At 71.0% G+C, this 12,905-nt stretch carries 10 protein-coding genes and 1 pseudogene; 9 read left to right on the forward strand and 2 right to left on the reverse strand.

Features of this window, described 5'->3' with window-relative positions; all coding sequences use genetic code 11:
• The 9 genes and pseudogenes from ROTAS13_RS10190 to ROTAS13_RS10230 all read left to right on the forward strand — a co-directional run.
• Nucleotides 1-657, forward strand: a pseudogene (locus ROTAS13_RS10190) (MFS transporter); the annotation flags it as partial.
• A 213-nt stretch (nt 658-870) separates the two neighbouring features.
• A complete protein-coding gene (rfbB, locus tag ROTAS13_RS10195; protein WP_075822262.1) occupies nt 871-1,932 on the forward strand; it encodes a dTDP-glucose 4,6-dehydratase in 1,062 nt (353 codons plus the stop codon).
• A gap of 69 nt (nt 1,933-2,001) precedes the next feature.
• Complete coding sequence (gene rfbA, locus ROTAS13_RS10200; protein WP_019462483.1) at nt 2,002-2,871, forward strand: glucose-1-phosphate thymidylyltransferase RfbA; 870 nt, start codon at nt 2,002-2,004, stop codon at nt 2,869-2,871.
• Nucleotides 2,872-3,079: 208 nt separating this feature from the next.
• Entirely contained in the window at nt 3,080-3,739 is a 660-nt protein-coding gene (paoA, locus tag ROTAS13_RS10205) for an aldehyde dehydrogenase iron-sulfur subunit PaoA (RefSeq protein WP_027297218.1), read from the forward strand.
• Nucleotides 3,736-4,686, forward strand: coding sequence for a xanthine dehydrogenase family protein subunit M (locus tag ROTAS13_RS10210; RefSeq protein WP_075822263.1), 951 nt, complete (start codon nt 3,736-3,738; stop codon nt 4,684-4,686). The genes paoA and ROTAS13_RS10210 overlap by 4 nt, the downstream gene beginning before the upstream one ends.
• 3 nt (nt 4,687-4,689) lie before the next feature.
• A complete protein-coding gene (gene paoC / locus ROTAS13_RS10215; protein WP_075822264.1) occupies nt 4,690-6,888 on the forward strand; it encodes an aldehyde oxidoreductase molybdenum-binding subunit PaoC in 2,199 nt (732 codons plus the stop codon).
• A gap of 320 nt (nt 6,889-7,208) precedes the next feature.
• Complete coding sequence (gene rocF, locus ROTAS13_RS10220; protein WP_019462479.1) at nt 7,209-8,168, forward strand: arginase; 960 nt, start codon at nt 7,209-7,211, stop codon at nt 8,166-8,168.
• Nucleotides 8,169-8,170: 2 nt separating this feature from the next.
• Nucleotides 8,171-9,211, forward strand: coding sequence for an ornithine cyclodeaminase (locus ROTAS13_RS10225; protein ID WP_019462478.1), 1,041 nt, complete (start codon nt 8,171-8,173; stop codon nt 9,209-9,211).
• Nucleotides 9,212-9,453: 242 nt separating this feature from the next.
• Nucleotides 9,454-10,848, forward strand: a complete 1,395-nt coding sequence (locus ROTAS13_RS10230) for an ATP-binding protein (RefSeq protein WP_075822265.1) — start codon at nt 9,454-9,456, stop codon at nt 10,846-10,848.
• Nucleotides 10,849-10,938: 90 nt separating this feature from the next.
• Here ROTAS13_RS10230 and rpsO read toward each other — a convergent pair whose 3' ends face one another.
• Together rpsO and truB are read right to left on the reverse strand one after the other, a co-directional pair.
• On the reverse strand, nt 10,939-11,208 hold the full coding sequence (gene rpsO, locus ROTAS13_RS10235; RefSeq protein WP_019462476.1) for a 30S ribosomal protein S15: 270 nt from the start codon (nt 11,206-11,208) through the stop codon (nt 10,939-10,941).
• A gap of 4 nt (nt 11,209-11,212) precedes the next feature.
• Nucleotides 11,213-12,310, reverse strand: a complete 1,098-nt coding sequence (truB, locus tag ROTAS13_RS10240) for a tRNA pseudouridine(55) synthase TruB (protein ID WP_075822266.1) — start codon at nt 12,308-12,310, stop codon at nt 11,213-11,215.
• Between the last annotated feature and the right edge of the window lie 595 nt (nt 12,311-12,905).

The following is a 12,905-nucleotide window of genomic DNA, read 5'->3' on the forward strand; positions in this document are numbered from 1 at the left end:
CGCCACGCGCCCGCGCCGCCCTTCCGTCCCGGCGCGGCGCTGCAGCTCTGGCGCAACCGGGGCACGCGGCTCGCGACGCTCGGCTATCTCGGCCATATGTGGGAGCTCTATGCCATGTGGGCCTGGGTCGGCCTCTATCTCAGCGCCAGCTTCGCCACCTGGCGCGGTGTTGAGCGGGTGGAGGCGGGCGAGGCCTCGTTGGCGACCTTCACGGTGATCGCGGTGGGGGCGCTCGGCTCCATCGGTGCCGGGCTGCTGGCGGACCGCTGGGGCCGGGTGCGGACCACGGTGACGGCCATGGCGGTCTCGGGCATCTGCTGCCTGCTGGCCGGTCCCGCCTTCGGGCTGCACCCGTTGTTGCCGATCGCCCTCTGCCTGGTCTGGGGCGTCGCGGTTGTGGCGGATTCCGCGCAGTTCTCGGCCAGCGTGGCGGAGCTTTCCGAGCCGGGGCTGACCGGCACCATGCTGACGGTGCAGAACTGCCTGGGCTTCGCGCTGACGCTGGTGACGATCCACCTCATGCCCTCGCTCGTCGCCTGGAGCGGCTGGGGCGGGGCCTTCGCCCTGCTGGCGGTGGGGCCGCTGCTGGGCTGCCTCGCTATGCTTCGCCTGGGCCGCAGCCCGCTGGCGGCGCGGCTGGCCGGCGGCCGCGGATAATGCGCCGGCCGCCGAGGCAGCTGCTGACGCAAGGATCTCGGGGTCCCGACCTTATGGGAATCCGCCTTCGGGCCGTGAGGCGGCGCCCGATAGACGCGGCAGGACGGTTCTGCTAGCGACCTGAGACGCGTTTCGGCATGTGGGACGGGCCTCGCCTCTCTGGCCATGCCGGGCGACGTGGCGCCGCACGGGTTGTGGAAGGACAGGGGCCCCTTGGCCAAGAAATTCCTTGTCACGGGCGGTGCGGGCTTCATCGGCTCGGCGGTGGCGCGGCGGCTGATTCGCGAGACGCCGCACCGCGTTCTGGTGGTGGACAAGCTGACCTATGCGGGCAACCTCGCCTCGCTGGCGCCGGTGGCCGGCGACCCACGCTTCGGCTTTTTGCGCGCCGATATCGCCGATGCCGCGGCGATGCGCGCGGCCATGGCGGAATTCCGCCCCGACGTGGTGATGCACCTGGCCGCCGAGAGCCATGTGGACCGTTCCATCGACGGGCCGGGGGAGTTCGTGCAGACCAACGTGGTCGGCACCTTCACCCTGCTGCAGGCGGCGCTGGAGCACTGGCGCGGGCTGCGGGGCGCGGAGCGGGACGGCTTTCGCTTCCACCATGTCTCGACCGACGAGGTCTTCGGCTCGCTGGGTGCGGAGGGGCTGTTCCGCGAGGACACGCCCTATGACCCGCGCTCGCCCTATTCGGCCTCCAAGGCGGCCTCGGACCATTTCGTGCGGGCTTGGCACCACACCTACGGCCTGCCGGTGGTGGTGACCAACTGCTCCAACAACTACGGCCCCTACCACTTCCCGGAGAAGCTGATCCCGCTCACCATCCTCAACGCGCTGGAGGGCCGGCCCCTGCCGGTCTATGGGCGTGGCGAGAACGTGCGGGACTGGCTCTATGTCGAGGACCATGCCGCGGCGCTGATCCTGGTGGCGGAGCAGGCGGCGGTGGGCGCGGGCTACAACATCGGCGGGCACAACGAGCGGCGGAACATCGACGTGGTGCGCGCCATCTGCGCCCTGCTGGACGAGATGGCGCCGAAGCTCGATGCGCCGCGCGAGAGCCTGATCACCTTCGTCGCCGACCGGCCGGGCCATGACCTGCGCTATGCCATCGATGCCGGGAAGATCGCGCGCGAACTGGGCTGGCGGCCGGCGGAGAGCTTCGGGAGCGGGCTGCGCCGCACGGTGCGCTGGTATCTCGACAACCGCGGCTGGTGGGAGGCCGTGCGCTCCGGCGCCTATCGCGGCGAGCGGCTGGGACTGGCGCGGGGCTGAAGGCAGGCCGTGATTCTGCCACAGGATGGCCCGCAGGATCGCGAAAGAACGGGAACGGGGATCACGGGCATGAAGGGCATCATCCTGGCGGGCGGCAGCGGCACGCGGCTGCATCCGATGACGCATGTCACGTCGAAGCAGCTCCTGCCCGTCTATGACAAGCCGATGATCTACTACCCCCTGACCACGCTGATGCTGGCCGGGGTGCGCGACATCCTGCTGATCTCCACCCCCGCCGACCTGCCGCGTTTCCGGGAGCTGCTGGGCGACGGCTCGGAATGGGGCATCCGCCTCACCTATGCCGAGCAGCCGAAGCCGGACGGGCTGGCCCAGGCCTATCTCATCGGCGCGGACTTCGTGGCGGGCGGGCCCTCCATGCTGATCCTGGGCGACAACATCTTCTATGGCGACGGGCTGCCCGCGATGCTGCAGCAGGCCAGCGCCCGCCTCGCCGGGGCCAATGTCTTCGCCTATCGCGTCAGCGACCCGGAGCGCTACGGCGTGGTGGAGTTCGACGCCCGCAACCGCGCCCTTTCCATCGAGGAGAAGCCCGCGAAGCCCCGCTCCAACTGGGCGGTCACCGGGCTCTATGTCTATGACGGCGACGTGGTGGAGATCGCGCGCGGGCTGAAGCCCTCGCCGCGCGGGGAGCTGGAGATCACCGACGTCAACCGCGCCTATCTGGAACGCGGGCGGCTGGAGGTGGAGCTGATGGGGCGCGGCTTCGCCTGGCTGGACACGGGCACGCCGGACACGCTGCTGGAGGCGGCGGAGTTCATGCGCGCTCTGGAGAAGCGCCAGGGCTTCAAGATCGCCTGCCCGGAGGAGGTCGCCTTCAACCTCGGCTGGATCGATGCCGGGCAGCTCCGCGCCCTGGGGCACCGGCTGGAGAAGAGCACCTACGGCCGCTACCTGCTGCGGATCGCCGACGGGGAATAGCAACCTTTCCATCGAAATCGCATCCGGGCCGCAGCCTTGCACGCCCGGCGGCGTTCTGCCTCGGTGTGGCCAGGCGGGGCATGCCATCGGGGGCATGCCGGCACGCCTTGCCATGCGGTGGCCCTGGTCACGGATGTTTGCCCGGCCATGACCTTGCCGGCGGCCGATCCGGCGTCACCTGCCCCGTTCCCGCATGGAGGTAAGGACGATGCCACCTCTTCATGACCCGCGTTTGCCGCGGCGCGGCCTGCTGATCGGCACGGCCGCCGTCTCGGCCGCAGGCATGGCGGCCGGACATGCGGCGCCGTCCCAGCCCGTTCCATCCGCCGCCTTCCCCCGGCATCCGGAGAACCCTGCCATGGCCAGCGTCTCTTTCACCGTCAATGGCGAGGCCCGGCAGGTCGAACTCGACACGCGGACGACACTGCTGGATGCGTTGCGCGAGCACCTGCACCTGACGGGCAGCAAGAAGGGATGCGACCACGGCCAGTGCGGCGCCTGCACGGTGCTGGTGGAGGGGCGGCGGATCAATGCCTGCCTGACGCTGGCCGTGATGCATGAGGGCGACAGCATCACCACGATCGAGGGGCTGGGATCGCCGGAAAGGCTGCACCCGATGCAGTCGGCCTTCGTCAGGCATGATGGCTACCAGTGCGGCTACTGCACCCCGGGGCAGATCTGCTCCTCGGTCGCGGTGCTGGAGGAGATCAAGGCGGGCATCCCCAGCCATGTGACCGGCGACCTCGGCGCGCCGCCGAAGCTGGGCGACGAGGAGATCCGTGAGCGGATGAGCGGCAATATCTGCCGCTGCGGCGCCTATTCCAACATCGTCGAGGCCATCACCGAGGTGGCGGGAGAGCGCACGTGAAGCCTTTCACCTATGAGCGGGCGGCGACCCCCGCCGCCGCGGCCGCCGCGGCGGCCGGCCATCCCGGGGCGAAGTTCATCGCCGGCGGCACCAACCTGCTCGACCTGATGAAGCTGCAGATCGAGACCCCGGCCCATCTGATCGACGTGAACCGCCTCGGCCTGGACCGGATCGAGCCGACGCCGGAAGGGGGCCTGCGCATCGGGGCGCTTGTGCGCAACACCGACCTGGCGGCGGATGCGCGGGTGCGGCGCGACTATGCCGTGCTGACCCGGGCGCTGGTCTCCGGGGCCTCGGGGCAGTTGCGCAACAAGGCCACCACGGCGGGCAACCTGCTCCAGCGCACGCGCTGCCCCTATTTCTACGACACCGACCAGCCCTGCAACAAACGCCACCCCGGCAGCGGCTGCTCCGCCATCGGCGGCTTCAGCCGCCACAACGCCGTGCTGGGCGTCAGTGATGCCTGCATCGCCACGCATCCGAGCGACATGGCGGTGGCCATGCGCGTGCTCGATGCCGTGGTGGAGACGGCGCGCCCCGACGGCTCCGCCCGGCAGATCCCCATCGCCGATTTCCACCGCCTGCCCGGCGACACGCCGCAGGTCGAGACGGTGCTGGAGCCGGGCGAGCTGATCACCGCCGTGGTCCTGCCGCCGCCGGCGGGCGGGGTGCAGGTCTATCGCAAGGTGCGCGACCGCGCCTCCTATGCCTTCGCGCTGGTCTCGGTGGCGGCCATCGTGCAGCGTGACGGCAGCGGGCGCGTCGCGCTCGGCGGCGTGGCGCACAGGCCCTGGCGCGTCGAGGCGGCGGAGGCCGAACTGCCGCACGGCGCGAAGCGGGCCTCCGAGGCGCTGCTCGCCGGGGCCAGGACCACCCATGACAATGCCTTCAAGCTGCCGCTGGCGGAGCGCACGCTCGCCGCGGTGCTGGCGGAAGCGAGGGCCTGAACGATGCGCTTCGACACCCCGGCCACCACCAACCCGATCGACCAGCTCAAGGTCGTCGGCCAGCCGCTGGACCGCATCGACGGCCCGCTGAAGACCACCGGCCGTGCGCCCTATGCCTATGAGCACCACGACGTGGTGCCGGACCCGGCCTATGGCTATGTCGTGGGCAGCGCCATCGCCGCCGGCCGCATACGCGCCATGGACCTGTCGGCAGCGCGGGCCGCGCCGGGCGTGCTGGCCATCGTCACGCATGGGAATGCGGGGCGGCTCGGCAAGGGCGCCATGAACACCGCCCGCCTGCTGGGCGGGCCGGAGGTCGAGCACTACCACCAGGCCATCGCCCTGGTCGTGGCGGAAAGCTTCGAGCAGGCACGGGCCGCGGCGGCCCTGGTGCGGGTGGACTACGAGGTGTCGGAGGGGCATTTCGACCTCGCCGCCGCCAAGGCGGCCGGGATCGGCCCCTCGGAGGATTCCCCCGACAAGGCGGTGGGGGATTTCGCAAGCGCCTTTGCCGAGGCGCCCGTCCGGCTCGACGAGACCTACAGCACGCCGGACCAGTCGCACGCGATGATGGAGCCGCACGCCACCATCGCCGCCTGGGATGGGGACCACGTGGATGTCTGGCTGTCGAACCAGATGATCGCCTGGACCGCCGGCGACCTGGCCAAGACCCTCGACATCCCGAAGGAGAAGGTGCGGCTGCGCTCGCCCTTCATCGGCGGTGGCTTCGGCGGCAAGCTCTTCCTGCGCGCCGACACGCTGCTGGCCGTGCTGGGCGCGCGGGAGGCGAAGCGGCCGGTGAAGGTGGCGCTGCAACGGCCGCTGGTTGCCAACAACACCACCCACCGGCCGGCGACCATCCAGCGCATCCGCATTGGCGCGGCGCGAGACGGGAAGATCACCGCCATCGGCCATGAAAGCTGGTCGGGCAACCTGCCGGACGGCAAGCCGGAGGAGGCGGTCCAGCAGACGGAACTGCTCTATGCCGGCGCCAACCGGCTGACCGGGCTGCGGCTGGCGCGGCTCGACCTGCCGGAAGGCAATGCCATGCGCGCGCCCGGGGAGGCGCCCGGGCTGATGGCGCTGGAGATCGCCATGGACGAGATGGCGGAGAAGCTCGGCCTCGATCCCATCGAGTTCCGGATCCGCAACGATACCCAGGTCGATCCGGCCGATCCCCACCGGCCCTTCTCGCAACGGCAGTTGGTCGAATGCCTGCGGCTGGGGGCGGAACGCTTCGGCTGGAACCGGCGCGACCCCCGGCCCGGGCAGCGGCGTGAGGGACGATGGCTGCTCGGGATGGGCGTGGCGGCCGGGTTCCGCAACAACCTGCTGACCAAGTCCGGCGCCCGCGTGCGGCTGGACCGCCAGGGCCGGGTGACGGTCGAGAGCGACATGACCGATATCGGCACGGGCAGCTACACCATCATGGCGCAGACCGCAGCCGAGATGATGGGGGTTCCGGTCGGCGAGGTGACGGTCCGCCTGGGCGATTCCAGCTTTCCGGTCTCGGCCGGCTCGGGCGGGCAGTGGGGCGCCAACAACGCCACGGCGGGTGTCTACGCCGCCTGCGTCAAGCTGCGGGAGGAAGTGGCGCGCAAAGCGGGCTTCAACACCGCGGAGGCTGTCTTCGCCGATGGCGCGGTGCGCGCGGGCAACCGCAGCGTGCCGCTGTCCGACGCGGCGCGGGATGGCGAACTGGTGGCCGAAGATGCGATCGAGTACGGCGATCTCGGCAAGCGCTACCAGCAATCGACCTTCGCCGGGCATTTCGTCGAGGTCGGCGTCGATGCCGTGACGGGCGAGACGCGCATCCGCCGGATGCTCGCGGTCTGCGCGGCGGGCCGTATCCTCAACCCGAAATCCGCCCGCTCCCAGGTGATCGGCGCCATGACCATGGGTGTGGGCGCGGCGCTGATGGAGGCGCTGGAGGTGGACAGGAGGCGCGGCTTCTTCGTCAACCACGACCTCGCCACCTATGAGGTGCCTGTCCATGCCGACATTCCGCACCAGGAGGTGGTCTTCCTGGACGAGGCCGACCCGATGTCCTCGCCCATGAAGGCCAAGGGCGTGGGCGAGCTCGGCCTCTGCGGCGTCGGCGCGGCGGTGGCTAATGCCATTCACAACGCCACCGGCATCCGCGTGCGCGACTATCCCATCACCCTCGACAAGCTGATCGAAAGGCTGCCTCAGCCCGCCTGATGTGAATGGCGCCGCCTGTGTCCGGCCCCTTCGGCAGCCATGTCGCCGGGCGGGGCGTCCTGCCGCACGCCGCCGGGGTAGCGCACGGCCGCCCCGCCGCTGTCGAGGCCCTGCACGAACGGCCCCCAGCTTCGGCTGAAGACCCCCCGGCTGGTCCGGCGCCTGTCATGGATTCTTCACCGCAGGCCCATCCCATCGCGCGGCGCGGATGGCAATCTGCCCGGAGAGCCCTGTCATTCCGCACGGGCGATCCGCGCATTCCGACAGGCTGCGGGGTTCGGTCCGCCGGCGCGATCGCCTAGGCAGGGGTGGTACAGTCCATGATCCAGATGAGTGGGGCGGGCGTGACGGATTCGAGCAGGATTTGCGTTCTGACCGGCGCGGCGGTCGATGAGGGCGCCAGCCGCCCGGGCTGCGAGATGGGTCCCAGCGCCTTCCGCGTCGCCGGCATCGCCGCGGCCCTGGCGGAGCTGGGCTATGCCGTGCGCGACAACGGCAACCTCGTGCCGCCCGCCTTCGCAGTGGAGCCGCATCCCAACCCGGCGATCCGCCACCTGCCGGAGATCGCGGCCTGGACGGCGGCGCTGGACGAGGCGGCCTTCGCGGCGGGCGGCGAGGGCTTCGCGGTCTTCCTGGGCGGGGACCACAGCCTGTCCGCCGGCACCATCGCCGGCATGAGCCGCCGTGCCGCCCTGGAAGGGCGCCCGCTCTTCGTCCTGTGGCTCGACGCGCATCCGGATTTCCACACGCTGGACAGCACGGTCAGCGGCAACCTGCACGGCGTCGGCATGGCCTATGCCACGGGGCGCCCGGGCTTCGCGGCGCACATGCCGCCACTGCGGGCGCCGGTCGATCCGCGCAACGTCTGCATGATCGGCCTGCGCAGCGTCGATCCGGCGGAGCGCGCGGCGCTGCGCGAGGCGGGCGTCACCGTGCACGACATGCGCGCGCTCGACGAATCCGGCGTGGCGGCACCGCTGCGCGCCTTCCTGGAACGTGCCGAGGCCGCCGGCGGCATCCTGCATGTCAGCCTGGATGTCGATTTCCTCGACCCCTCCATCGCGCCCGCCGTGGGCACCACCGTGCCCGGCGGCGCCACCTTCCGCGAGGCGCACCTGATCATGGAGATGGTCCATGACAGCGGGCTGGCCCGCAGTCTCGACCTCGTGGAGCTGAACCCCTTCCTCGACGAACGCGGCCGCACCGCGCTGCTGATGGTGGACCTCGCCGCCAGCCTGCTGGGCCGCAGCATCTTCGACCGCCCCACGCGGAGCTTCTGAGCATGCAGGGCAGGCTCAACATCGTCCCCTTCGTCAGCGTGGACAACATGATGAAGCTGGTGCTGGCTATCGGCATCGAGCGCTTCCTGACCGGGCTGGCCGCGGCGATCGAGGAGGATTTCCGCCGCTGGGAGCTGTTCGACAAGACGCCGCGCATCGCCTCGCACAGTGCCGAGGGGGTGATCGAGCTGATGCCCACCAGCGACGGCACCACCTATGGCTTCAAGTATGTCAACGGCCATCCCAGGAACACGCGGCAGGGGCGGCAGACCGTCACCGCCTTCGGCGTGCTGGCCGATGTCGGCAACGGCTATCCGATGCTGCTGACGGAGATGACCATCCTGACGGCGCTGCGCACCGCCGCCACCTCGGCCCTCGCGGCGAAGTACCTGGCGCCGAAGGATGCGCGGGTGATGGCGGTGATCGGCAACGGCGCCCAGGCGGAGTTCCAGGCCATGGCCTTCCGGACCATGCTGGGCATCGACCGGCTCCGCCTCCACGACATCGACCGCGCCGCCACGGAGAAGTGCATCCGCAACCTCGCCGGCCTCGGCTTCGACATCACCGCCTGCGGCAGCGCGGCGGAGGCGGTGCAGGGCGCGCAGATCGTCACAACCGTGACGGCGGACAAGCAGAACGCCACCATCCTGACCGACAACCTCGTCGGGCGCGGCATCCATATCAACGGCGTCGGCGGCGACTGCCCGGGCAAGACCGAGCTGCATCCCGACATCCTCCTGCGCTCGGACATCTTCGTGGAGTACTCGCCGCAGACGCGCATCGAGGGCGAGATCCAGCAGCTCGCCCCCGACCATCCGGTGACGGAGCTCTGGCGGGTGATCGCCGGCCATGCCGAGGGCCGCCGCGGCGCCGACCAGATCACGCTCTTCGATTCCGTCGGCTTCGCCATCGAGGACTTCTCCGCCCTGCGCTACGTCCGCGAACGCATCGCGGGCACGGGCTTCTTCGAGGAGCTCGACCTCCTGGCCGATCCGGACGAGCCGCGCGACCTCTTCGGCATGCTGCTGCGCGCACAGGGATAGCATCGCGCCGGCGCGGGACGGCCGGTCGGGCCCGGAGGCGATGGCCCATCGTTCCCTTTCCGGGCAGGTCAATCGCTCTGGCCGGGCTGGCTACAGATTTCGCCGGATGTTCAAATATCGGACCTGGGCCATGCGCGGTGGAAGCCCCAATCTGGCGGGATGGCCGGAGCGGACGCGTGCCGTTCCGCCCGGCCGCGGCGAAACCCGTTCAGGCCACGAGTGGCGAAAGCAGGTCCGGACCGATGATCAGGCAGTTCCTCCTGGCTTGCGCGATCGGCGGCGTGCCCGCGCTGTGCCTGCTGCTGATGGGCCTGTCCGGCGCGGCGGGCTGGACGCCGGTCACCTGGTCCCTGCTGCTCACCGCCGGGGCTTCCGCCATCCTGGCCGGGGCCGCGCTCTGGATGCTCGACCGGCTGGCCGAGGCGCTGCGCGCCGCCGCCTCCGGCACGGTCCTCTCCCTGCCGCCGATGCGCCTGTTGCGGGAGGTCGCCGAGGCGCTCGACCGCCTGACGCGCGACCTGGCCGAGAGCGGCGCGCTGGTGGGGCGGCTGCGCGCGGCGGATGCGGTGATCGTGGAGGCGTTGCCGGACCCGCTCCTGGTCCTGGGCGCGGACCGGCAGCCGCTGCGGGCCAATGCCGCCGCCCGGAGGCTGTTCGGCAGCAGCGCCGGCGACCAGATGCCGGGCGACCTCTGGGCCCTGCTGCGCCACCCGATGCTGGCCGGGGCGGTGGACCGTGCCCTGCTGGACGGGGCGCCGCAGGCCAGCGACCTGACCCTTCCGGCGCCGGTCTTCCGGGATCTGGTGGCACAGGTGATCCCGCTCGACCCGCCGCTCTCCGATGGCGGGCGGCTGCTGATCCTGCTCTCCGACCGGACGCGGGACCGGGCGGTGGAGCGGATGCGGGCGGATTTCGTCGCCAATGCCAGCCACGAACTGCGCACGCCGCTGGCCAGCCTGATCGGCTTCATCGAGACCCTGCGCGGCCCCGCCGAGGACGACGCCGAGGCGCGGCGCCACTTCCTGGGCATCATGGCGGAACAGGCGGAGCGCATGCGGCGCCTGATCGACGACCTGCTGGGCCTGACGCGGATCGAGATCTCCGAGCACCAGCCGCCGGCGGGGCAGGTGGATCTGGTGGTGCTGGCGCGGGCCGAGACGGAGGCGCTGGCGCCGATCCTGGCGCAGCGCAGGACGAGGCTGCGGCTGGATCTGGAGCCCGCCCTGGCCCGGCCCGCCGACCAGGACCAGCTGGCCCAGGTGCTGCGCAACCTCGTCGAGAACGCCGTGCGCTATGGCCGGGAGGGCGGCGAGGTGCGCGTCGCGACCGGCGCGGCGGAGGGCGGCGTGTTCCTGCGGGTGGCGGATGACGGGCCAGGGATCGCGCGCGAGCACATCCCGCGCCTGACCGAGCGTTTCTACCGGGTGGACAAGGGCCGCTCGCGCCATGTCGGCGGCACCGGGCTGGGGCTGGCCATCGTCAAGCACGTGGTCAACCGCCATCGCGGGCGGCTGGCGATCGAGAGCGCGGTGGGGGAGGGGGCCAGCTTCAGGGTCTGGCTGCCGGGCGTTCCGGCGCCGTTCACCGGGCTCGAACCCAGGCCGGAGAAGCGCGTGCTGTCCGTGCGGGAAGCCTGAGGGCGGGAAGCAGGGGCCGGGCTTCGGAAGGGGCCCAGGGAGAAAGGAGGCCCGCGGAAGGCCGCCGGAGCGGCCCTCCGCGGGAATTCCTCAGCGGCGCAGGCCGAGACGGCCGATCAGGGTCTCGTAGCGAGTCTGGTCCTTGCGCTTCACATAGTCCAGCAGGCCACGGCGCTGGCCAACCAGGACCAGCAGGCCACGGCGGCTGTGGAAGTCCTTGGCGTGGGTCTTCAGGTGCTCCGTGAGGTTGGAGATGCGCTCCGACAGGATCGCGACCTGGACCTCGGGGGAACCCGTGTCACCGGGCTTCGTGGCGTATTCGGAAATCAGCGCGGTGCGGCGCTCGGCAGTGATCGACATCGGTTCAACCTTCTGTCTGGTCGTGGACGGGTTCGCTCCGGATCAGCCAGCGCTCGGGACGGACGAGACCGTCCTTGAGCATTGCCAGCCCCACCAGGCGCCCCCCCGTCACCACGCGCACCAGACCCCCTTCGAGGTTGGCGCCGTCGGGAACCCGACCCATGAACTCGACCAGGGAGATGTCCTGGCCGAAGGAAAGGCGGGCGGCCTCCGCTTCGGTCACGGCCAGAGCCGGGATGTCGGCCAGCGCGGTCATGACGGGAAGAAGAAGATCCGGGGAAGGGGGCGGGGCATCGCCCGTAACGGTCACGCTGTCAAGCGAAACCGCATGCGACTCACGGAAGGGACCCACGCGCAGGCGGCGCAGCGTCGCGATATGCCCGACCGTGCCCACCGCGCGGGCGAGGTCGCGGGCGAGCGAGCGCATGTAGACGCCCTTGCCGCTCTCCACCGCGAAGATCGCCGTGTCGGTATCGGGGCGGTCGATCAGCTCGAACTTGTCCACCCGGGCCGGGCGCGGCATCAGCACCGGGGCCGCGCCCTCGCGCGCCAGGTCATAGGCGCGCTGCCCGTCCACCTTGATGGCGGAATAGGCCGGCGGCACCTGCATGATCTCGCCGCGGAACTGCGGCAAGGCGGCCCGGATCTCCTCGTCCGTCGGACGGAGGTCGCTGGTCGCGGTCACCTGACCATCGGCATCGTCCGTGTCGCGCGCCTCGCCGAAGCGCAGCGTGAAGTGATAGGCCTTGGTGCCGTCCATCACATAGGGGACGGTCTTGGTGGCCGAGCCGAAGGCCACCGGCAGCAGCCCGGTCGCCAGCGGGTCCAGCGTCCCGCCATGCCCGGCCTTCTGCGCGTTGAAGGCACGCTTGACGCGGTTCACCACCTCGGTGCTGCCGATGCCCGAAGGCTTGTCGATGATCAGCCAGCCATCCAGCGGCCGGCCCTTGGGCTTGCGGTGGCCGTGCCGCCCCCCGGGACGGCCGCCCTTCTGCCCCCGGCGGTCCGCCTGGCGATCCCCCGCCTGGCGATCCCCCGCGTGGCGATCATGGGGCCGCTCGCCATGAGTCTCGCGTTGCGGCTCCTGATGCTCGCCTGCCATGCCCTGCTGTCCTCTTGGTGCCTCGACGCATGGCTACAGCGGTTCCCGTTTCCGGCGGAACGGAAATCACGGCGGCTCACACGGCGATGAGTGGAGTTCCGGTGCCCGCCGGAAACCATGGGGTCCGGCCGGGCGAAGCGCGGCGTCTAGCACGCTTCGGGTCCCGGGGAAGAGGGTCCGTGACCGGGAAGGTGGCATGTGCCGGAAGCCGGGCCCCCGCCACACGGCTCCTGCGGCGCAGGTCCGGACGGCCGCGTTGGGCGTTGCGCTCCGGGGGAGAGGCGCCGCCTCTCCCGCCGGACCCCCTCTCCGCCGGGGACCGAAGCCGGTCCCCGGACCCCGGGCTTTCGTGGGTTCTGGTGGTTGTCGTCAGTCTTCGCCCTGATCCCTGGGAGCAGGTGGCAGCGCGGGGCTGCCGAAAGGAAGAAAGGCACCCTGTCCGTGTGGGTGGCACCGGCAGCCTGCCGGAGAGCCATGCTCTCCGGCGAGATCCGGCATCAGCGAGCGCCAGCGAACGGGAGGTCCAGGACCCTCAGGGTCCTGGCGGATAGGCTGTCTCTTGATCACATCTACGCACAGCTCCACCGTAAGGCGA

This window comes from Roseomonas sp. TAS13, assembly GCF_001950415.1.
GTDB lineage: Bacteria > Pseudomonadota > Alphaproteobacteria > Acetobacterales > Acetobacteraceae > Roseomonas > Roseomonas mucosa.